Origin of the sequence: Streptosporangium sp. NBC_01469 (genome assembly GCF_036227305.1) — a bacterium.
Taxonomy (GTDB): domain Bacteria; phylum Actinomycetota; class Actinomycetes; order Streptosporangiales; family Streptosporangiaceae; genus Streptosporangium.
The window spans coordinates 8,094,659-8,115,873 of the sequence record NZ_CP109465.1 but is presented as its reverse complement, the minus strand read 5'-3'; the positions used below and the strand labels follow the sequence as shown (position 1 = coordinate 8,115,873).

At 67.7% G+C, this 21,215-nt stretch carries 18 protein-coding genes and 2 pseudogenes; 12 read left to right on the top strand and 8 right to left on the bottom strand.

What is annotated here, in order from left to right:
* Positions 1-291: 291 nt before the first annotated feature.
* The 3 genes and pseudogenes from OG587_RS35290 to OG587_RS35285 all read right to left on the bottom strand — a co-directional run bounded on the left by OG587_RS35290 (position 292) and on the right by OG587_RS35285 (position 1,742).
* Complete coding sequence (locus OG587_RS35290) at positions 292-921, bottom strand: Tn3 family transposase (RefSeq protein ID WP_329083072.1); 630 nt, start codon at positions 919-921, stop codon at positions 292-294.
* Positions 867-1,007: pseudogene (locus OG587_RS47395) on the bottom strand (DUF4158 domain-containing protein); the annotation flags it as partial. The pseudogene OG587_RS47395 and the gene OG587_RS35290, both read right to left, overlap by 55 nt.
* Before the next feature lie 318 nt (positions 1,008-1,325).
* Entirely contained in the window at positions 1,326-1,742 is a 417-nt protein-coding gene (locus OG587_RS35285; RefSeq protein ID WP_329083070.1) for a hypothetical protein, read from the bottom strand.
* A 440-nt stretch (positions 1,743-2,182) separates the two neighbouring features.
* Between OG587_RS35285 and OG587_RS35280 the strand changes: the two genes are divergently transcribed.
* The gene (locus tag OG587_RS35280) at positions 2,183-2,599 is read left to right on the top strand and encodes an NUDIX domain-containing protein (protein WP_329083068.1); all 417 of its coding nucleotides are present in this window, start codon (positions 2,183-2,185) and stop codon (positions 2,597-2,599) included.
* A gap of 51 nt (positions 2,600-2,650) precedes the next feature.
* The gene (locus tag OG587_RS35275) at positions 2,651-3,031 is read left to right on the top strand and encodes a hypothetical protein (protein WP_329083066.1); all 381 of its coding nucleotides are present in this window, start codon (positions 2,651-2,653) and stop codon (positions 3,029-3,031) included.
* Here OG587_RS35275 and OG587_RS35270 read toward each other — a convergent pair.
* Together OG587_RS35270 and OG587_RS35265 are read right to left on the bottom strand one after the other, a co-directional pair.
* The gene (locus tag OG587_RS35270; RefSeq protein ID WP_329083064.1) at positions 3,028-3,852 is read right to left on the bottom strand and encodes a S1 RNA-binding domain-containing protein; all 825 of its coding nucleotides are present in this window, start codon (positions 3,850-3,852) and stop codon (positions 3,028-3,030) included. The two genes, OG587_RS35275 and OG587_RS35270, sit on opposite strands and share 4 nt — an antisense overlap.
* A gap of 532 nt (positions 3,853-4,384) precedes the next feature.
* Complete coding sequence (locus tag OG587_RS35265) at positions 4,385-5,452, bottom strand: hypothetical protein (protein WP_329083062.1); 1,068 nt, start codon at positions 5,450-5,452, stop codon at positions 4,385-4,387.
* A gap of 428 nt (positions 5,453-5,880) precedes the next feature.
* Here OG587_RS35265 and OG587_RS35260 point away from each other — a divergent pair, with 428 nt between their 5' ends.
* Positions 5,881-6,540 (top strand): class I SAM-dependent methyltransferase, encoded by a 660-nt coding sequence (locus OG587_RS35260; RefSeq protein ID WP_329083060.1) that lies wholly within the window; start codon positions 5,881-5,883, stop codon positions 6,538-6,540.
* 459 nt (positions 6,541-6,999) lie between these two features.
* Here the strand turns inward: OG587_RS35260 and OG587_RS35255 are convergent, their stop codons facing one another.
* A complete protein-coding gene (locus tag OG587_RS35255) occupies positions 7,000-7,590 on the bottom strand; it encodes a TetR/AcrR family transcriptional regulator (protein WP_329083058.1) in 591 nt (196 codons plus the stop codon).
* Between the two features lie 83 nt (positions 7,591-7,673).
* Between OG587_RS35255 and OG587_RS35250 the strand changes: the two genes are divergently transcribed.
* Both OG587_RS35250 and OG587_RS35245 read left to right on the top strand, forming a co-directional pair.
* Positions 7,674-8,606 (top strand): glycosyltransferase, encoded by a 933-nt coding sequence (locus OG587_RS35250; RefSeq protein ID WP_329083056.1) that lies wholly within the window; start codon positions 7,674-7,676, stop codon positions 8,604-8,606.
* A 200-nt stretch (positions 8,607-8,806) separates the two neighbouring features.
* On the top strand, positions 8,807-9,595 hold the full coding sequence (locus tag OG587_RS35245; protein WP_329083054.1) for a hypothetical protein: 789 nt from the start codon (positions 8,807-8,809) through the stop codon (positions 9,593-9,595).
* 221 nt (positions 9,596-9,816) lie between these two features.
* Here OG587_RS35245 and OG587_RS35240 read toward each other — a convergent pair whose 3' ends face one another.
* Positions 9,817-10,779, bottom strand: coding sequence for an acyltransferase domain-containing protein (locus OG587_RS35240; RefSeq protein WP_329083052.1), 963 nt, complete (start codon positions 10,777-10,779; stop codon positions 9,817-9,819).
* Between the two features lie 292 nt (positions 10,780-11,071).
* On the opposite strand from OG587_RS35240, the gene OG587_RS35235 reads away from it, so the two are divergent.
* The 7 genes and pseudogenes from OG587_RS35235 to OG587_RS35210 all read left to right on the top strand — a co-directional run bounded on the left by OG587_RS35235 (position 11,072) and on the right by OG587_RS35210 (position 18,842).
* The gene (locus tag OG587_RS35235; RefSeq protein ID WP_329083050.1) at positions 11,072-11,632 is read left to right on the top strand and encodes a GNAT family N-acetyltransferase; all 561 of its coding nucleotides are present in this window, start codon (positions 11,072-11,074) and stop codon (positions 11,630-11,632) included.
* A gap of 168 nt (positions 11,633-11,800) precedes the next feature.
* The gene (locus OG587_RS35230) at positions 11,801-12,700 is read left to right on the top strand and encodes a S8 family serine peptidase (protein WP_329083049.1); all 900 of its coding nucleotides are present in this window, start codon (positions 11,801-11,803) and stop codon (positions 12,698-12,700) included.
* Complete coding sequence (locus tag OG587_RS35225) at positions 12,592-13,815, top strand: RNA-guided endonuclease InsQ/TnpB family protein (protein WP_329083048.1); 1,224 nt, start codon at positions 12,592-12,594, stop codon at positions 13,813-13,815. Before OG587_RS35230 ends, OG587_RS35225 begins: the two co-directional genes overlap by 109 nt.
* A 74-nt stretch (positions 13,816-13,889) precedes the next feature.
* Entirely contained in the window at positions 13,890-14,759 is an 870-nt protein-coding gene (locus OG587_RS35220) for a hypothetical protein (protein ID WP_329083046.1), read from the top strand.
* Between the two features lie 553 nt (positions 14,760-15,312).
* Positions 15,313-16,302: pseudogene (locus OG587_RS47390) on the top strand (glucuronyl esterase domain-containing protein); the annotation flags it as partial.
* A gap of 315 nt (positions 16,303-16,617) precedes the next feature.
* Positions 16,618-17,487 carry a fibronectin type III domain-containing protein gene (locus OG587_RS47385; protein ID WP_443075645.1) on the top strand — a complete coding sequence of 290 codons (870 nt, stop codon included), beginning with the start codon at positions 16,618-16,620 and terminating at the stop codon, positions 17,485-17,487.
* Positions 17,488-17,765: 278 nt separating this feature from the next.
* Entirely contained in the window at positions 17,766-18,842 is a 1,077-nt protein-coding gene (locus OG587_RS35210) for a DUF6461 domain-containing protein (RefSeq protein WP_329083041.1), read from the top strand.
* 258 nt (positions 18,843-19,100) lie between these two features.
* On the opposite strand, the gene OG587_RS35205 is transcribed toward OG587_RS35210, so the two are convergent.
* The gene (locus OG587_RS35205; RefSeq protein WP_329083040.1) at positions 19,101-21,140 is read right to left on the bottom strand and encodes a cellulose binding domain-containing protein; all 2,040 of its coding nucleotides are present in this window, start codon (positions 21,138-21,140) and stop codon (positions 19,101-19,103) included.
* Positions 21,141-21,215: the final 75 nt, after the last annotated feature.

Sequence of the window (21,215 nt, the reverse complement as noted above, 5' to 3'; positions counted from 1 at the left end):
CACCTTAATGGGAGCCGCCCATTCCCAGGCCTGGCGCACGGCTGCGCGCCCACCAGGCCGGCCACGGTCACAACAGCCACAAACCCACCGGCCCACCTCGCTCCACGCGGTGACATAACGTCATCATTCCGCTGCGGATAGATCAACGCGAGTGAACAACCGAATCGTGATCGCATCTGCTCCCGGCCCCGACCAGGCCGGCCACCATCCCAAGATCATTTCACTACCCGCCTAACAGGTGGCCGGTGCTTCGGGCCTCGTCGCCCGTCTGCCCGGATGGGCCCCTGCGCGTCAAAACAGGGTGTCGCGCACGCGCAACGGCCGGTACCCCGTGGGTCCGAGCTGGGCCAGCTCGCCTTCGACGTCGACCTCGATGGAACCGAAGAAGTTGATGTTCTCGCTGTGTGCCGGGGAGATGTGCGCCAGGACCTCATCATTGATGCGCCGCCCGGCCTCGCGCATCGACTCCACCGCCAGGCCGTAGTACTCGGTCGTCCAGGCGACCACCGCGTTGGTGAACAGGGTCAGGCACCACGCCTGTTCACTCTGCTGTTCCAGATGGCGGCCGCGGATGGTGCCCTCGTGGGCGTACAGCAGGTCGCGTTTGAGCGCGTGCAGCGACTCGCCCTTGTTGAGCCGGCGGGAGATCTTGCGCCGGTAGGCGGGGTCGGCCAGGTAGCGGGCGGCGTAGATGGTGCGGCGCAGCGCGCCGTACTCCTTCAGCGCCGCCGCCAGCGCGTTCTGCCGGCTGGATGCGGAGAGTTTGCCGACCAGCAGGGATGCGGTGGCGTGGCCGAACTTCAGCGACCCCGCCGGCCGTAGGACCGTAACTCGCCCGGATCGACGCCCAGCCGGGTGGCCGGCCTGGCCACCGCAACCGGCGGCGCCAACGACACCTTGTCCGGGACGAACCCCAGCCACGGCAACGTGCACAACGCGACCGCCAACCCAAGCCGGTCCGCCGGCCCCCACCCAGGATCAACGAACGCGACATCAGCCGAGGTCAGGGTGAAGAACGAAACAACTCCTCCCGGCCGATCTCCGGGAACCCCCGTAGACGCTCCAGCTCCTCATCCGCAAACACCCGCGTCGCCACGAACGACCTCCAGCCAGGCCCCAAGACCACCAGCAAAGAAGCCATTCAGCCATATATGCCCGATTTACGGCGAGTACTACGGCGACCCCCAGAAGGGCGCCCACGGTAACGGCTGGGGCCGCTACACCGCCTACGCCGGCCCGATCCGCCTCCTAGCGAAGAAGAAGTGCGTCGTCCGGGGCGGCGATTTCACCAAGGCGGCGTGGCAGAACGGCTGGACCCACTGCAACTAGACCCGCTTCTCGTGCCAGGTGTAGTAGAGGTAGGTGCTGCCGGGCCCCGTCAGCGTGCCGTAGACCTGCCAGAAGCTGTTCGGGGCGAGCGAGAAGCGGAAGACCTTGTCACCGGGCCGGTCGTCCACGAAGGCGGTCTGTGTGCCGTTGTTCCAGATCCGCACTTCGATCGTGAACGTTGAGGTGTCTGGGATGTCGAGGCAGATCTCGTAGTCGTACGACAACGGGCCGCCGATGTTGTAGCTGCGCCCGTCGATGGCCCCTCGCTCCATGTTGGAGGGGATATAGCTGTTGTACGCCCGCGTGTACCCGCCAGTGGAACAGTCGACCGCGGAGGTGGCCGCGGACGCGGGATTGATGCCGATGAGCATGGCGCCGAGGACGCCGATGAGAACGAAGATGGTGCGCTTCATGCCTCTCCTCATCCGTACAAGTGAGCCTCCGACTAATTAGTTGAAGGCTGAACTGATTCTGATGAGATCGCCGTAGCCGGACAAGGCCGGGCAGGGATTCGAGTCAAACAGGCCACGTTGAGCTGCACTGATGAATCCGTCCTGCTTCCTTCGGCTGAAATTAAGGTGAAAGCCGTATGCCAGAGGGTTCGGAGGTGGCTGTTGCCTCCCCAACGTCTGGTGGTTACGGTCGCCCGCCGGAAACCGACAAGCCCACAGGCGTGCCGTCACGTGGCGGGCTCGCTGGGGGCCAGCGTGCCGGCCACCCTGATCAGCGACTCCCTGGAGACCGCCCGCACCCGCAGGCGCTCTAAGAGATCCCGGCCTGAAAGGGACAGGGGCCGAGACTGGCCTCGACAGCGCCTTGTCCGCGGCAGATCCGCATGGGGCAGAATGTGCCGATGGCGATGTCCGCTGGCGACTCCGGTCCGGTCCGGATTGTGACGGCCGTTCTTCGCGACGGCGATCGGGTGTTGCTGTGTCATCGAAGCGCCGGACGCCGTTGGTATCCCGATGTGTGGGACCTGCCGGGCGGTCATGTCGAGAAGGGGGAGGATCCGAAAGAGAGCCTTGTCCGCGAGCTTCGGGAGGAGTTGGGAATCACGACATCGGAGCCGTCCGGCCCGCCGATGCGTGAGATCCGGACCGCGACGTTCGACATGCAGATCTGGTTGGTCGACAGGTGGGCCGGAACACCCGTCAACGCCGCGCCGGACGAGCACGACGCTGTGGCGTGGTTCGAGACGTCCGACCTTGACAGCCTGCGTCTCGCCCATGAGTCGTATCTCTCGATGCTCACCGCCGTGCTCGTCACGTGACGTCGCTCCGGAGGCCAGGGGGGCGCTCATCGGCAGAATCGAGTTGGCGGTGTGTCAGGAGGCGGATCGGTGACGGCGAGCCCGGCGGGGATGAGCGAACGTGAGTACTTCACCTACGTGGCCAAGCGGTTGGGCATGTTCGTGGTGGGATCGAGGCTTACTGGGGTCGAGGGCTTCCTGGACGGTTATGACCAGCACGCGCTGCGTCATGGAGGTCCTGGTCTGAGCGGCTGGCGGGAGTGGCTGGTCGCTCGGCGAGGCCAGGACTGCAACCATGGCTGGCTTGGGCAGGTGCGCCATATCGCTCTCCCCGACGGGTGGGAGCAGTGGGAACTGACCCGTGAGGAGGAGGCCAAGGTCATCCAGGTCCTGTTCACGCTGCTGGATGAATTCCTCACTGCCCGGGAGGCATCGGACACCCGTGGTTCCTAGACCATCGGGCGAGACAGGGCGAGCCGACGCCGCAGCGTGTCGATCTCGATGATGATCACGGTGACCTCGTCGCCGACCTGAACCGCGTCGCCTGACACCTCTGGGGTCGGGGCGGTGAGATCGCTGAGGTGAATCAGGCCTTCGATGCCGTCTGCCAAACGGATGAAGGCACCGAAGGGCACCACTTTGGTGACCGGGCCGTGCAGGACCTGCCCCACGTGAACGCGGCGCGCGAACTGCTGGAACGGGTCCGGCTGGGTGGCGCGCAGCGATAGGCGGGCTTCGCCGTTATGGGTGTCGAAGACGAGGACTTCGCAGGTGATGTGCTCTCCCACGGAAACGACCTCGGATGGATCCTCGAAGCGGTGCCAGGACAGCTCGGGCATGGTGATGAAGCCGACGCCGGGGAAGACGGGGTGGTCGGGTCTGTCGTCCAGATTGACAAAGACGCCGAAGCGTTCGATGGCCGCCACGATGCCGGACAGCCGCTGTCCCGGACGCAGTGACTTCAGATAGGCCCATAGCTGGGGGTTCTCGGTCGCGGACCGCGAGAGCCGAACCTGTCGCCCGGGGAGATCAACGGCGATCACCTCGGCAGAGACCCGGCCGCCAATTTCAAGGATGTCGGCGGCCGAGCCTCCAAAGGACCCCCAGGAAAGATCGAGCGGGCCGATGACACCGACTGGAGCGCCGGCGAAAGCGTCGAGAAGCACGGTCGTTCCCGATCGCGTGATCTCTGCGACGGTCCCGGTGAGGACATCGCCGACGTTCACGGTCCTCAGGAACGCGGCGAGGGACGATTCCTCCTCCACGGTCCCCATGGCTCCAAGACTAGACAGGTTCGAGCCCTGAAGCCTCAGCGCCCAACCGACGCACATTCATGGCACTCGATCTTCGGCTGCGCACTGCCGACTTCGATGACGCGAGCACCAACATCTCGACACCCATCTAAGTGACAGTGTCCAGGTCAGGAGCAGATCCTACTGTCATCTTCGCTGGGTCCAGACAGAAGTTGTCTGGGGCCGTCGAACTTGAGAGTTCGGCGTGGATCTTGAGAGTCGACTTGATAGTGAGGAGTCGAAGATGAGAGTCGGTTTCCTCCTCCGGCGCCTGGCGTTGGTGGTTGAGCCGCAGCCGGACGAGTCGTTCGCCTCTTGGGTTGATCGGATGCCCGTCGTGGACAATCGTCGAGTCACCGGGGCTCAATGTGCGGGGGCTGTCTGGCGATGTTCGCCCACTGGCGTACGGCGTCGTCGCGACCACGGAGATGTGTGAGGCGATCAGGCTTTTCAGTTCGGCGGCGACTTCTGGCGGCAGCAGCGGCCAGGCATGGTTTGGATCGCCGCAGCCGGCTCAGCGGCCGTGAGCCCAGATCAAACCGATGCGGCCAGAAGGTGCCGCGCCGACCGCCCAGACGGAACCGCTCTCCGGCTGGATGGCGAGGTCACGGACGAACGCGTTCTGGTTCGGCGGAGCCGGGAAGGCGCCCGGCTCGACGCTGTCGGCGCCGATGTGCAGAAACCCGCTGCCCCCGCCCTTGGCGTCGTAGACGACCCAGGCCCCGCCTCTGCCGTCGGGCTCCGCCTGGGCGCGCGGCTGGATGCCCGGTTCACTGCGGACCTCGAAGGTAAAGCCGCCCAGATAGCCCGACAGCAGCAAAGTCTCACCGCAGAAAGAGCGCTTCGCACCGCCGCACGGCCAGGCGACCCAGCCGACGGCCATCACCCGGCCGGTCTCACCGTCGACCGCTACATCCGTCAACTCCGAGATCTGGCCCGAGCGTGCGGACGGAATCGCGGGAAGCGCGACCGCGCGCCAGGCCGTGCCGGTCCAGCGGGCCAGAGCCGCCTTGCCCCGCGCCGAGCCCGCCGCCCACTTGCCGTCGAGTCCTTTGACCACAATCGGCGTGTCGACCTTGCGCCACACCGACCCGGCCAGGCGCCGCAGCGTGGACCGCGCCTTCCACCCGGCGTCACCGGCCGCGGGGAACGTATTCGAGTTCTCGATGACCCACAGGTTCTCGCCAATGGCGTACGCCCGATCCACCCGGCCATAGCGCCATCGCTTGACCTGCCAGCGCTTGCCGTCCCACCGGGCGTACCGCGACGCGCCGAACGCCCAGACCCTGGTGTCGGACGCCGACGTCAGCCGTTTCACCCGGAAGTCCGGCCCGGTGACCCGCTTGAAGGTGGACCGGCCGCCCTTGAGCAGGAGCGACTCGGTGCGACTCGATCCGCGATCCGGGAGCCTCGTCCCGGCGACCCAGACGGCCCCACCCGGCGTCACCGTCACCGCGTCGTAGGAGTCACGGCGGTGGTCATGGACGACGCTCCACTGACCGGCCGGTGCCACGGCGTGGGCGGCGGCCGGCCCGGCGGCGACGAAAAAGGCGACGGCTGCGGCGGTGCCGCGAAACAACATTCCCATAAGGGTGAGACGCGCCTGTCAGAGGAAAAGTTTGCATGCGGCAGGGCAGGAGGTAGCGAGTCCGGACCTGTCGCCCGACCGTATCCACCGGGCGTGAGGGTGATGGGGCGAAGTCCTGCTCATTGGGGCGGCCGCGCGGTCACATGCACTGCAAGATCATCCGCTACTGCCAACTTCGACGACTCGCCCGACGAGTGGTCACGCACAGCTGTCTGACAGTGAGCAGGTCACAGCGTCGGTCACTGTCATCTTCGCTGACATGGGGTCTGTCAATCAAGCGGCTCTGGCACGAATCCGGTGGTGGCGGAGCCGTTTTTTCTACAGTCCCCTCGCCATGTGCTGTCCCAACCCCAAGACCTCTTCTTAAGACGTCGACCTTGTCGGTGTTGCAACCCGCCGAATGATTTTGTGATAGTCGATCCATGAAATCGGCTGATGGCGGGAACCTGCAAGAACTACTAGACGAACAGGTCGTCTACTACCGGGCGATTGCCGCAGAATACGAGCGCCACGCTCTACCCTTTCCCGGAACCTCTGAGCTGTTGGCGGCGCTCGATGCGTTCCGGCCGACCGGCAGCGTGCTCGAACTCGCCTGCGGTCCAGGCAGATGGACCGCCCAACTGCTCCAGCACGCCACCGATGTCACGGCCGTGGACGCGTCTCCAGAAATGCTCGCCATCGCCTCGACGCGGGTGAGCGAGGACGAGCGGGTGCGCTTCGTGTCGGCCGACCTGTTCCGCTGGCAGCCGGACCGTCGTTACGACGTCGTCTTCTTCGGGTTCTGGCTGTCGCACGTTCCGCCCGAACGCTTCGCGTCATTCTGGTCGCTGGTGGCCGACTGCCTGAAACCGGAGGGGCGGGTGTTCTTCGTCGACGACGGCTACCGTACCGCCGACGAACTCATCGAGGGTGAGCAATCCGCGACCATACAACGCCAGCTCATGGACGGGACCGCCTACCGGATCGTCAAAGTCCCGCACCGCCCGCCGGACCTCGAACGACAGCTCGAGCAGATCGGATGGCGCATCAAGATTCACTCGACCTCTGGGCCGTTCTACTGGGGAGCAGGAAACCGGGCCTGACCCCAAGAAACTGCCACCTTCGATGGGACAACCTCGGACCGCGTCTCATTCAACCTGTCACAACCCTGACCACAGATCCCTTCAATGACAAGATTATCGAGATGCCACCCCAAGGCGCCCTAAGCTGCCCACTTGCCCACCTGGCTGCCATCCCGATTCCTCTCAAGAAAGATGTCAATTCGCTGACCAGGGGCGCCCTGCCTGTCGCAATTCATTGAGACCGGACAATGGGTGGCCCATCTGTGAGCGGTGGTTGGCCTCGTGTCGCGACCCCCGGCTACAGATGGCGGTTCCCAGGTTTTGTGGCGGCTGGGTGGTAGAACCGTCGGACGTCGGTGAGATGGGCCTTGGTCGTCCGGGCCGTCCTACTCATGGGCGTGGCGCAGGTGCCGGCAGGCCTTCGAGCTGAACTCGGAAATCGGTTACGGTTTGGACCGGCCGAGATTCCCGCTACGACCGTCACCCCGCGCGAAGCCGTGCCAAGTGGTAGTCGAGCAACGCCGCGACCTCCTCGGGTGTGTAGTGCCCGACCAGGGTGGCGTTCACGATGCCCTGCGCGAAGGCATACAGGATGCTCGCCTCCTTGTCTGCGTCCAGGTGGGCGGTGAGCTGCCCGGCGGCCTGGGCGGCCCTGATCTGCTCGGCGAACAAGGACAGCAGGAGCGGCACCCCGAGCCGCATCGCCGCCGCCTGGTCGTCGTCCACCACCGAGCTCGCCTGGAACGCCAGCCCGACGCGGTTCAGGTAACTGCGCTCGTCGTCCAGCGGCAACAGCTCCAGCACGGTGTCCCGCAGCAGGTCGAGCGGCGTGGACCGGCGCGCGGCCACGGCTGCCACCCGGTTGCCGATCCAGATTCCGATGTGCTCCAGCGCCAGCAGCAGCATCTGGTCCTTCGTCGTGACGTAGTACTGCACCGCGCCCATGGACATTCCGGCCTCGGCGGCGACCTCCCTGAGGCTGACGTTATTCATGCCCTTGTCGTGGATGATGCGGTGCACGGCCTCGGCGATGTGCCGTCGCCGGGCGTCGTGGTCGACGATCTTCGGCATACCCCACTACTTTCTCATGCGAGTGCATGGAAAAGCCTGCTCGTCCCGTTTATCATGCGAGTGCATGATAAACGAGCGAGGGGATGCGGATGCGAGTTTTAATCGTCGGGGTCGGCACACGGGGGGACGTGGCGCCGTACACGGGACTGGGAATGCGCTTACGCGAGGCCGGGCACGAGGTGGCGATCGCCGCGCACGAGCCGTACGCGGAGCTCGTGACCGATGCGGGCCTGGAGTATCTGCCACTTCCCGGAGATCCGCTCCCCGCACTGACCGGCCGCTTCTCCATCAGCGCGTTCAAGGAGTACAGCGAGCAGCTCATGGACGGCCTGACCCAGATCGCCGAGCAGGAGGCAGACCTGCTCCTGCTGGGCATGGCGGGCGCGCAGGGCTGTCACGTCGCCGAGGCGATGGGCGTGCCGAGCATGGGGGTGCACCTGCAGCCGATAGATCCCACGGGCGACTTTCCGCCGGTCATGAGCCTGTTCCGTCAATCGCTCGGACGGTGGGGAAACCGCAGGACGGCCCGGCTCGCGTTCGAGTCGCCCGCCGCCGGCCCGTTGCTCGCCGGGATGAGCACGAAGATGCGGGCCCGGCTCGGGTTGCCCCCGATGACCCCGCGCGCCCTCTACCGGCGCCGGGAGGACACGCGCTGGCCGGTCTTCCACGGGGTCAGCCCGCTGGTGGTGCCGCGCCCGGCCGACTGGCGGCCGGGGCTGGAGATCACGGGTTACTGGTGGCCGCTCCAACCGCGAGGCTGGCAGCCGGATCCGGTGCTGCGCGACTTCCTGACATCGGGGCCCCCGCCGGTCTTCGTCTCGGCAGCGGGCCCAGGCCCTGTCGGTCGGAGTCTCGGCAGAGGACGGCGCGGCGCCCGTCGTCGAGGCGGTGAACCAGCTCCAAGTCACCCGCGGGCCCGGCCGCCGAACAGGGTGACAGCCGCCGAACGTCCAACACGTTTGGCCGACCGGCGGAAACGGCGCTTCGGATCGGTGTCACCGCTCACTCCTGGCTGAACCTACGCCCGGAACCTTTTGGCATGTTTCGCCATCCTAGCGAGTGATCTGTCCGGAATCTCTGGAGCACCTCAAGCCGGGCGATCCGAATCTGACGATGCCCGGCCCCGTGGGAGCCGGCGGCGTTCCGCTCGATCTCCCTCACGAGGTGGGGAGATCCGGCACAATACACGTTTCACTCCTACGGCAATGAGGCGGACATGGGCTGGGACGAGGAACTGGATGAGGCGTTCGGGATCCTGCTGGGCAGGAGGCTCGCCGACTATGACCCGGAGGCGACGTACGCGGTCTACTACGGCGGGGACGTCCTCAACGAGATGGCACCTCCGGCCGGCTGGCTGAGCCCCGCCGCGCTCGCCGACCCGACGCCGAGGCCGCTCCCCGACCCCGTCTACCTGGACGAGGACCACCAGGGTTTCGCCTGGCACTTCGACCTGAGCGACTCGTTCGTCCACTTCGACGCGGAGGTGCTCGACGGCCCGTTCTCCGGCGCTTTCGCCGACGACGTCCGCGCCGCCGCCGCCCTGAAGGGCGTCGACCTGCTGATCCGCGGCGCGGACCTGTCCCCGCTCCTGGTTCGCCACGGCGTCGACCTGACCGCCGAGGATCTTGACAACTTCCACTACTCGATCACCGCGACCCTGCGCCTGGCCACCGACGGCACTCTCCGGGACGCCCTGCGCGCCGCCACGTTCACCCACCGGGGCCCCGACCACCTCATCCCCATGGGTGGCGACGACGGCTACGTGGAAGAAGCCGAACCGCGATGGGAGAAGGCCCTCCGTCCCGTCCGGAACCAGGCCCTTCGCGACCACCTCCGCTTCCACTGCGTGGAGGAGGCGGACGCCGTCTCCTCAGGCGCCCTCTATCTCGCCGCCGACGAATGGCCCCCCAGCGGCGGCGCCGTCGAACAGCTGGGAGCCGTCCTCATCGCCGGCTGGAGCTTCGGCGAATACCAACACGGCGTCGCGGTCGTTCGCCTCCCCTAGAAGGCCGCTGAAGGTCTTGCGTTCTGGCCTTGTTCCTTCTGGAATGAGGCCACAGTGGTGGATGCGCAGGGTGAGTGGGCTGCTCCACACCCGTGCCGCCGCCCTCAACCTGCGAATCCTGATCAACCTCGGACTCCCCGGACCGGCAACGTCTGGACACTGGTTCCCAAGCTCCCCTGAGCGAACCACGGCCGGCCAAGAGCACCGCCACAGAAACAAGATCAGGAGTGCGGCCGGATCGGGAAGCGGCCGCGGCGGACGTACCAGTGGCGGCCGGCCTTCAGGTGGTCGACGATCGCGCGCTGGAGCACGGTGCGGCGCGGCAGCTGGTCGAGCGGCGTGGTCAGGGTGCGGAACACGAACCGCAGCACCTCGACGTCGGCGTCCAGCCCTTCCGGCTCCTGGTAGGGCTCCAGCTCGAACCTCCGCTGGAACCGGACGATGTTGGAGTCCCCGGGCAGGTACTCCAGCAGCTGCGGGTCGAGCAGCCACGAGCCGCAGGAGAACGCCGTGTAGCGCTCGTCGGGAAAGTGGCGCGGGAAGAACACGCGGGCCTCGTCGAGCGACGCCGCGACCGTCTCCGGGGTCATCGGCCCTGACTCGGGGATGTGCAGGTCGATGGTGGGGGTGGTGCCGCCGCGGTGGTACTGCAGCCGGCCCAGCTCGTAGATGCCGCCGCGCGCGTGCAGCGTCAGCCAGCCCTGCATGACCGGCCAGCCCTCGCGGTGCATCCGCCGGTCGATCGCGAGGTTGCGGCCCAGGTCCGCGAGGGTCACCCACGACACGGCATCGGCGATGCCGTGGTCGCGGTGGTATCCCGTGACAACGTCGACCAGGGCCAGGTACGCGTACACGTAGAGATGCCGCCAGGCGGGGCCCCGTTCGCGCGGCAACTCCGGACCGGGCGACAGCCAGCTGTGGCCCCCGAGATCGGCGCGGACCAGGGCGATCGAGCGGTCGAGCAGCCAGCGCAGCTCCGGCGTCCACAGTGGAGAGTCGGGATCGGGCCAGCCCGCCATGATCTCGGCGGCGTCGTCCGGCCGCACCGCGAGCCGGTCGAGGATCGCGGGCGCGTCGGCCTTGGCGGGCAGCGGAGCAGACGGACGGTCGCCGGCGAGCCGGTGCACGCGGTCGACGTCCTCGACGGGTACCCCGAGCCTGGCGGCGATGGCGTCCAGATCCACGCGGACGATCCTACCGGGCCCCTCCCGCCGCCGGTCAGCGCCGGCTGCGGCGGCACGATCCGCTCGATCGTTGTCCGGGGTTGTCAAGCGAACCTGCCGGTCAGCCGCATGGAGGTCGTTAAGGCACGTCAGGCAAGTAGAGGCGAGCATGCCGAGGATGGCCGGGACCAGCGCGACGGTCTTCGAGGGCGGGGGAAGCGGTTGATCAGTGATGGGTCGTCGCGATGAGGCGTCGTGGTGCGGCGAGTGCGGTAGCTCAGGCAAGGGGCCCGTGTTTTAGGCTCCTGGGCCTATGAGCCAATTGCGCACGCTATCTGCCACGGAGGTCCCTTCGGAACGGCTCCTGCTTCGCAGAGCGTTGCACGATGCCGACCGTGAAGGATTCATCGAGCTCTCGACCGATCCCGAGGTTCAGGCATACATCGGTGGTCCCCAGCCTCGGAGTGATGTCGAGCAGCGCTTCGACGCGGCAATCGCCAACGCGACATCCAGGCCCGGCAACTATGTCATCGCGGACAACACGACGAACCGGTTTATCGGAACATTGATGCTCGCCCGCCGGTCGACCGACAGCCCTGGGCATGTCACCGAGGATGGCGAGAAACTGGAACTGGGCTATGTACTGCGGCGCAGCGCCTGGGGTGCGGGGTTCGCATTCGAGGCCGCGACGGCCGCGTTGCGCGCCGCGGCTGACGAACTCCCCGACCAGCCGGTCTTGCTCGTGACCCAGACCGCGAACAAGCGATCTCTGAAACTCGCCGCCCGCCTTGGCTTTCGCCCCATCAGCACGTTCGAGGAGTTCGGCGCTGAGCAGGCCCTCTGCACGGCTCCCCTGTCCATGTTCCGAATCTGATCTCAGTATCCAGCACACCGGCCCTCGGACCAGGAGACCCGGGTCCGCGCCGGCCAGGGAGGCGGCCGCCAGATAGATGGTTGCGCTCTGTTTAGGTTTCTTGTCATAGTGTTAGCACTATCCCTATCGTCGGCTTTGCGTAAGCGCTGACAGACGTGGGGGCCAGGTATGAACGCATCGGCACTGACGGTCTCGGTCGCGTCCCACGACGGCACGCCCGTGATGGACGCCCGGGTGACCCGGGTGGACAGCTCGCGAGAACAGGTGACGGTCACCACGGACCGCAAGGGGCAGGCGCGCTTCGATGTTCCCCCTTCGGAACCGGCCACCATCGTTGTCATCGCCCAGGGCTACGCGCCCGACTCCCGCGAGATCGGCGGCGGCTACCCCACACGCCCGGACGGCGTCGAGCAGTTCGTCCTGGGACCGGCCGGATGGCCGCACTACAACCGGGGCCGGGTGCGCGTCCCGTTCCAGCCCATCCTGGACGCCGTCGGTGTACGGCTCAACCGTCCGTCCGGGGAGGACGACACGGTGCGCGATGTCGAGAGGCTGAACGGCGGCGCCTCGCGGCTGATCCGTTTCGACGACGAGCAGGTCGTGGTCTTGCGCGTGCCGGAGCTGCGCCAGGAGAGCGACGAGCCGGACAACGTGGTCCGGGAGGTGTCGCCGGGCCGGGCTCAGCGGGTCGACCACGGCGTCGACGCCGGGCACCCGAGCGTCGCGGTCACCCTCACCGACGGCACCTCGAAGATCGCGCGGCTGTTCGACTTCAACGGGATGGTGGCCGACAACGACGCGACCAACACCGGTGAGAGCGCGGACCACGGCATGTGCTGCGCCTCCGCGGCCACCGGAGCGGCGGACAACGGTGAGGGTATGGCGGGTGTCGCCGGCAACTGCCACCTCATCTCTGTGGATTCCCTGCACGCCACGGCGCATGGACGCACAATTGATCCGTGCAGCTCAGGTACAACTTCCGCCTTTACCCGTCGCAGGGTCAGCGTCAAGCGCTGGCGCGGGCGTTCGGGTGCGCGCGGACGGTGTTCAACGACGGGCTGCGCCTGAGGCAGGACGCCCGGATGCGGGGCCTGCCGTACATCTCGGATGGGGAGTTGTCCAAACACGTCATCACGCGGGCCACGGCGACGCCGCAGCGGGCATGGCTGGGCGAGGTGTCGGCCGTGCTCTTGCAGCAGGCGCTCGCGGATCTGAACACCGCCTACCGCAACTTTTTCGCCTCCCTGTCCGGCAAACGCAGGGGCCGCACGATTGCCCCACCCCGGTTTCGATCCCGCAAGGACTCCCGCCAAGCGGTCCGGTTCACGAAGAATGCCCGATTCACGGTCACGGCGGGTGGGAGACTCCGGCTGCCGAAGATCGGTGAGGTGGAGGTGCGCTGGTCGCGGACCCTGCCGTCGGACCCGTCATCGGTGACGGTGGTCAAGGACTCGGCGGGCCGGTACTTCGCGTCGTTCGTCGTCGAGACCTCAAACGAGCCGTTGCCCGAGACGGGTCCCGAGATCGGCCTCGACCTGGGTCTCACCCATTTTGCGATCACCTCCGATGGCCGGAAGATCGCCAACCCGCGCTTTCTGCGGCGGGCGGCCAAGCAGCTCCGCAAGGCACAGAAGGCGTTGAGCCGAACGAAGAAGGGATCGGCGAACCGGGCCAAGGCCAAGCTGAAGGTCGCCAAGGCTCACGCCAAGGTGGCCGACACGCGCCGCGACTTCGCCCACACGTTGTCCACCACGTTGATCCGCGACAACCAAGCGGTGTATGTGGAGGATCTCGCCGTGTCCGGTCTCGCGCGCACGAGGCTGGCGCAGAGTGTGCATGATGCGGGCTGGTCGCAGTTCGTCGCCATGCTGGAGTACAAAGCCGTCAGGTATGGCCGCCACTTCGCCAAGATCAACCGCTGGTTTCCGTCGTCGAAGCTGTGCTCGGCCTGCGGGACCATCACCGATTCGATGCCGTTGAACGTCCGGTCCTGGACCTGCCCCTGCGGGGCCGGCCACGACCGGGACATCAACGCCGCGGTCAACATTCTCGCCGCCGGGCAGGCGGAGAGACTAAACGACTGTGGAGCGCGGGTAGGACCGGGAGCGATCCCGGCACCGCGCGAAGAAGCGGTAACCCGCCAGGAGCCGCACACGCGGCAGACCGGAATCTCCGTCCTTTAAGGCGGAGTGGATGTCAAAAACTGGCGAAGTACTTCCTGCAGGTCCTCGCCGGCGTCAAGAACGACCAGATCGTCGTGGATCCGCCGGTCACCGTGGCCCCGGACACCACCGTGGACGTCCCTTTCCTCCTGGCCGAGACGGACTTCGTCACCGACGTCATGTTCCTGACGCAGCACCCCTGGCTGGTGGAGATGACTCTGATCACGCCGGACGGGGACGTGGTCGACCCCGCCTTCGTGTCGAGGCTGACCGGACGCAATTACTTCAAACTTGCCGATCAGGTCGTGTACTACCGGCTGACGCTGCCGGTCCCCATCGGGGCCGACCCGCGCGCGGGGCAGTGGCTGGCACGGTTCCACCTGTCGGGACAGGCCGTCAGGAAGGCGATCTCCGGAGACGGCAAGCTCAGCCGCGAAGACGCTCGGAAGATCCTCCGCGAGGGGCTGCGGGGCACCCTGCTCGTCCACGCGTCCTCGGACCTGCGCATGCATGCCGAGGTCCGGCAGGACTCCTTCGAGCCGGGCGCCGAGTCGCGGCTCCGCGTCACGCTCTCCGAGTACGACGTCCCGGTGTCGCAGCGCGCCGAGGTGCGGGCGGTGGTCACCGACCCGACGGGTGTGGCCGCGAGCATCGCACTGCCGGAGGCCGCGCCCGGCGTGTTCGAGGAGGCGTTCGTCGCGGCCCTGCCCGGGGTGTGGACCGTGCTGTTCCAGGCGACGGGCAAGACCATGCGCGGTACCCCGTTCACCCGCGAGGCGGTCCGGACGGTCGCGCTCTGGCGCGGCGGCGATCGGTACCGGCCGAAGGAGGGTGAGGAGCCCAAGGTCGGGCGGCGTGAGGCGTGGAGGGTCGTGCGGCAGGACGAAGAGCTCGTCGAACTGCTGAACAGGCGGCTGACCGACGCGGGGCTCTCGTTGGAGGACCTGGAAAGCGAGCAGATCTGAGAGCAGGCGTTCCCCTGTCGCCCGGTCTCGCCAGGAGCGATGCGCGTGAAGTCCGGGGTCTGAGGAACGGCTAAGCCTTCCCAGAGCGGGTCGGCGCTGTACAGCTCCTCTCCGGACCCCCGGGGTCCCCGCAGCAATGAAGTAGATGTTGGGCATCACGTACAAGGTCGTGGGTGATGCCCGCACCCGGCCCCTTGAGCTTGGTGATATCCCGGTTTGGGACGCTCGACCCGCGGTCTTTGCGGCTTCGGTTCCGAACTCACAGTTCCATCGTCATGCGCGCCGGCACCCAGGGAACGTGTGCCGACGGCCGGTCGGATGCGCGGAGACCGTACGCCGGGCTGGGCCGAAAGTTTCGGGATAGCAGGTTGAGCAGAGCCGAACATGTCTGGCTTTCAGCTATTTCCATAAGTTTCGGCATCGGCGTTGACAAGTTTCCAGTTCAAGGCAGTGGCAAGAATCCCGCTTTCGAAATATTTCGATATCTCGTTGACATATTTCGGGCAGATTTTCAGACTGGGCGCCAACACCCCACCCGGAAGGGAGAGCCCTAGTGATCATCAGTCTGGCCCGCTCCAGGATCCGTTCGAGGGTCGTCGCGCTGGCGGTGGCGGCGGCGCTCTCGATCGCCGGAGCGGTGACGGTGGCGCCCCCCGAGGCCGCCGCGGCTGCTGGAGTTGAAAACGAGGGTGCCGACTGCGCGGTGGCCGGCCTGCCCGACGCGGGATCCCTGCCCACCAACTCCAGGCTTCCCGATCCTTTCAGGAAGCTGGACGGTACGCGTATCTCCAGCACGTCCGAGTGGCGGTGCCGACGGGAGGAGATCAAGAGGCTGGCGGAGAAGTTCGTCTACGGCGAGAAGCCCGCGAAGCCGGCCGGTGTCACGGGGACGGTCTCCAGAACCGGCATCACGGTGAACGTGAACCACAACGGCAGGAGCTCCAGCTTCTCCGCGAGTGTCTCGCTGCCGAGCGGTTCGGGACCTTTCCCGGCCGTCGTCGTCCTGGGAGGATTCGGAGCGGACACGGCCGCGATCAGGGCGGCCGGTGCCGCCGTCATCAGCTACGACCCCTACGCGGTCGGGCGAGAGGGCACGCCGCGCAACAACAAGCAGGGCGCGTTCTACAGCGTCTACGGCTCCTCGAGCAGCACGGGGCTGCTCCTCGCCTGGGCCTGGGGAGTGAGCCGGATCATCGACGTCATCGAGCAGTCGGACGGCAGCGTTCTCAGGGCGGACGCGACCGGCGTCACGGGATGCTCCCGGTTCGGGAAGGGCGCCTTCGTGGTCGGCGCGTTCGACCAGCGCATCGCCCTGACCATGCCGATCGAGTCTGGGAGCGCCGGTGTCCCCATCTTCCGCGGGATTCCCGGGGAGGGCGCCCAGAGCCTGAGCAGCGCCTACGGAGAACAGCCGTGGCTGGGTGACGCGTTCGGCTCCTTCACGAGCAGCCCGGCCAGGCTGCCGGTTGACACCCACCAGATGGTGGCCATGGTCGCCCCGCGAGGACTGTTCATCATGGACAACCCCCACATCGCCAATCTGGGCCCCCGGTCCGCGAGCGTGGCGGCCCTGGGCGGAGCGGAGGTCTACAAGGCGCTCGGCGCGGGGGAGAACATCACCTACTGGTCCGACGTCCAGGACGGCAGCCACTGCGCCAACAGGTCCGAGTGGAGGACCCCGCTGCAGCAGAACATCCAGAAGTTCCTGCTGAGGACGGGCAACGCTCCCGGCGCGATCAGGATCTCCTCCAGGGCGAGCGGCAACCTGTCCGAGTGGAGAGACTGGCAGACCCCGGCCCTCGGCAATTCCGGCGACACCACGCCACCGAGCACGCCGGGCACCCCGGCCGCGTCCGCGGTGACCGCGACCGGCGCCACGCTGACCTGGGCCGCGTCCACCGACCAGGGCGGTTCCGGGCTGGCCGGCTACAACGTCCACCGCGAGCAGGGCGCCACCGACCCGCAACTCGGCCAGTCCACCACCACCTCGATCACCCTCACCGGGCTGACCGCGAACACCCAGTACCAGGTGTACGTGCGGGCGCGTGACGTCGCGGGCAACCTGTCCGGCAACTCGCAGCCGGTCACGTTCACCACGACCACCGGAGGCGGCGACACCTCGCCGCCGACGGCCCCGGCCGGTCTGGCGGCCTCGGGAACCACGTCCACGGGCACGACCCTGAGCTGGACGGCCTCGACGGACGACAGCGGCGTCACCGGCTACGACATCCTGCGCGCGCCCGGCGCGAGCGGTGGCACGTTCACCCAGGCCGGCACCTCGGCCACGACCTCGTTCGGCGACACGGGCCTGACCCCGAACACCACCTACCGCTACCAGGTCAGGGCGCGGGACGCCGCGGGCAACGTCTCGCCGGTCTCCAACACCGCGGAGGTCACCACCCAACCCGGCACGTCCACCGGGAACTGCGCGGCCGTCCCGACCGTGCAGACCCAGTGGAGCACCGGGTACGTCATCCAGCCGCTGACCGTCACCAACACCGGCACCTCGGCGATCACCGGATGGACTGTCACCTTCACGCTGCCGTCCGGGCACACGCTGACCGGCTCGTGGAACGGCACCACCACCGTCAGCGGGCAGACCGTGACCATCAGGAACGCCGCCCACAACGGCTCCCTCGCCCCCGGCGCCGCCACCACCAGCGTTGGCTTCCAGGTGAGCCGCCCGAACGGCAACACCGCGCTTCCGTCCGGATACATCTGCGCCTGACAGCCGGTCACCCCCCGGCCCGCCGCGGGCCGGGGGACAGGCGTGCCAGGCACCACCCACCCGCCACCGAGAGGGCCTCGCGGTTGGCGGGGCCGGTCGCGCCCGGCTGTCGTCGTCATCGATTCGTCGGCAGAGGAAGTTCCGGAGCTCGATCACATGATCTGTACGATCGACGGCATCGGAGCTGACATTATCGGCTCCAACCCGCCGTAATAGGTCATCGCCCGGGTGAAGGTGGCGCGTGTGCCGTTTTCACCTTTCCTGCACAGAGGATTCACATGGCTGAGATCGACGTCGAGACCGCCTGCGTCACCTGGGTCAGGACCGGTGACCTCGACGAAGTGGTGCGGAGCTTCGGAGGCGATCCGGGCACGGCGGAGCAGGAGACCGTCGACGGGCTGTTCGGCATGGCCTGGGAGGACCTGGAGGAGCTGGATGAGGACGCCACCGGGGTGATGCTGGTGGCCCGGCACGGTGAGTGGGCCGTGCTCGTCGAGCCGTTCGTGTTCCGCGGCATGAGCCAGGCGCTGCTGAGCGGGATCGCGACCGAGGGGGAGGCGTACCGCGTCGCGTGGACCGTCAACATGGCCACCTTCGTGTGCTACGTCCGCCACGGCGCGGTCGTCGCGTCGTTCGACGCCCTCGATCTGGACGGCGCCCGCGGCCGGGAGTGGCTCGACGGGCTGTCGGTGAGCGAGGCGGACTGGCACGCGGACTGGCGGGTCGCCGCGTTCGCCGTGGGTGAGGAGCTGTCCGGGATCAGGATCGACGCGGACTGGCTGGCCCGGCCACACGCCCTTTACCCGTTGCGTCCGGTGACCGTCTCCGCGCCGGTGGCGCTGCGGGTCGACGAGCGGATGACGGCCATCGCGGCCGTCGACCCCCGCGTCGCGCGGATCGTCGCCGAACCCACGCCCGACAAGCTGCCGGAGATCGTGAACATCGCCGCCGGCCTGGCGGTGACCACCGCCGGCATCGACGGCCCCCTGGTCGAGGAGGCTCTACGCCTGATCGCGAACGGCGCGCGCTCCGGCGAGGTGGTCGCGCGGCTGCACGCCCTTCGGGCGGACTACAGCAGGCGGTCAGTGGAGGCCTACCACGCGTGTCCCGCCGACAGCCGTGACAGTTTCATCGCACCGGGCCATGACACCACCTACGGCCGGTGGGTGGTGAAAGGGGCGGCGGTCGCGGCGTTGAGCCTGGCGTTGAACCCGGACGAGGAGCTGTCCTCGCTGGCGCTACAGGTCGTCAACATGACCGGCGGCACCTACCTCAGCGAGGAAAACGGCGACATCGCCCGGCACCACGCGCTCGGAACCGTCGCCTACTTCCTCGCCGAGGGTGAGAACCCGTGATCGATCGGGATGAGGCCGTCCACCGCGTTGCCGGAACCTCGCTATCGGCTCACTTTGAGAGGATTTTCGATCTCTCCTCACCGTAGCGCCTGATCTTAAGGATTTCTGGTCATGCGGTGGGCCTGGAGCGCACGGGCGAAACCTACGGCCCGCTGGTCCGGGCCGCGCCGGCCCGATCTGAAATGGTGGCCGCCGGGAAGACGGCACGGGGCGGGGGCCGTTCATGAGCGTTCTTACAGGAGACGGCCCCGGCCGCCGTTACCGGGTCGTGCAGACGGTTCCGTTGAGGGTGAAGACGGCGGGTAGCGTGTTCGGGCCGCTGTAGTTGCCGACGAAGCCGATCGTGGTCGACGCGCCGGTGGGCAGCGAGCCGTTGCCGGAGTCGTTGACGACCTTGACGTCCCGCCCGTTCTGCGTCCAGACGGCGCTCCAGCCGCTGCCCAGGCTCTGCCACGTCCTGGGCCAGCTGAAGTTCAGGGTCCAGCCGTCGATCGGCGCGCCGTGGTTGGTGATGTCGATGGCGCCGACGTACCCGCTGGCCCAGTCGGACTGCTTGGTGAGGCGTACCGAGCACGAGCTGGAGGCGGGTGTGCCGGTCGTGAACGTCAGCGGCGCGGAGGGCGACGAGACGCCGCCGCCGCTGTCCCGTGCGATCACGTTGACCGTGTAGCGGGTGCCCGGCTTCAGGTTGCCCGCGGTGAACGAGGTCCCGGTGGTCTCGCCGAGCTGCTCGCTGACGGCTCCGTTCTGGAGGTGGACCTCGTACTTCACGATCGGGCGCGCGCCGGCGGAGGCGGCGGGCCAGGAGATCGTGGCGGTCCTGTCCGCCACGGCCGAGGCCGCCGGCTGCCCCGGCGTGCCCGGCAGGCCGGTCTGGGGGGAGGCGGGACGCAGGACGATCGTGGTCAGCGAGAGCGGTGGCAGCGTCTGGCCGGTCGCGCTGCCCGTGGCCGAGGCGGTGATGCTCGTGGCGCCGTTGGTGTGGGTCAGTACGGTCGGAGCCCCGGACGCCGGGCTGAAGCCGGAGTAGCCGATCGTGACGGGGTAGGACGTGTCGGACGAAGTGTTGATCAGCAGGACGGCCAGATCGCCGTTGGGGCGGCGCACGGCGTGTACGCCGACCTTCGCCTGGCCGGTCGCGGCCCGGATGAACAGGTCGCCGGGGCGGGCGAACCTGCTCACCATCTGGAGCGCGTAGTACGGCGCGAAGGGCGTGTTCACCGCCGGTTCGCAGACGCCGCCGTCGGAGGTGCACGTCCCGCTCGACAGCAGGCCGAAGTCGCCGTAGTCGGTGTGCCCCTCAACCTGCGTGACGCTGCCGATGCCGTTGTGGACGTTCCACCAGTTGACCGTGAACACCCCGTTGGCCAGCAGCGTCGCGTAGGCGTCGGCGGCGGCCAGCGCGCCGGGCTGGGTCGTCGTGCCACCGCTGCTCGACCCGGTGTTGAACTCGGTCATCGCGATGCCGATCCGCTCGGCGCCGGGCCCCGCGTGCCTCGCGATCTGCCGGCGGGTGAGGTCGATCATGTCGGGAACGTGCGCGGCCCTGTCGAGGGCGCCGGGGTACCAGTGCAGGATCACGAAGTCGATCTTCGATCCGGCGGCCGACAGGACGACCTCGTTCCAGGTTCCGGCGTCGCCCTCGGCGACTATCCCGTCGGGCCAGTTGGCCGGCGTGGTCAGCACCGCGCCGATCTTGATGGTCGGGTCGACGGCCTTCATCGCGTCGGAGTAGGCCACGACATGGCGCGCGTACTCGGCAGGGCTCTTGTCTGCGTGGTTGTCCGCCTCCCAGGCGGCGCCGTAGTGGCCGTTGCCGTAGTTCTCGTTGCCGATCTCCCAGTACTTGACGCCGTAACCCTTGGTGACGTTGGCGTGCCGCACCCAGGCCGCGGCCTCCTCCGCCGTACCGGTGCCGTAGTTGGCGGTCACCATCGGCTGCGCTCCGGTGCGCCGCACGCCGCGCATGAAGGTGTCGAAGTCGGTGTCGGGAGCCACGTAGCCGCCGGGGGCGGTGTGGTCGGCCCAGTGGTAGATGTCGGAGTACGAGCCGCCGGGATAGCGCAGCAGCTTCATGCCCGCGTTCTTGAGCAGGTCGGCGGTTTCGCCGGTGCCCAGACGGGTGTCCCAGATCGCGTGGTTGGTGCCGATGCCCGTTTCCGGGACGGTGGCGAGCGCGGCGCGGGCGTTCACGGTCACCTCGACCGGGACGACCTCGTCGGCGCGCGCTGTGGGGACGTTCAGGACGGCCAGCGTCAGCAGGACGGCGGACGTGGCCCGTAACAGGCTTCTTGGCATCGGTGCACCTCGCAACGGATAGTGGCGTTCACTCGACACCTCCTCCCTGACCCGGAGGCAACATGATCGTCAGTG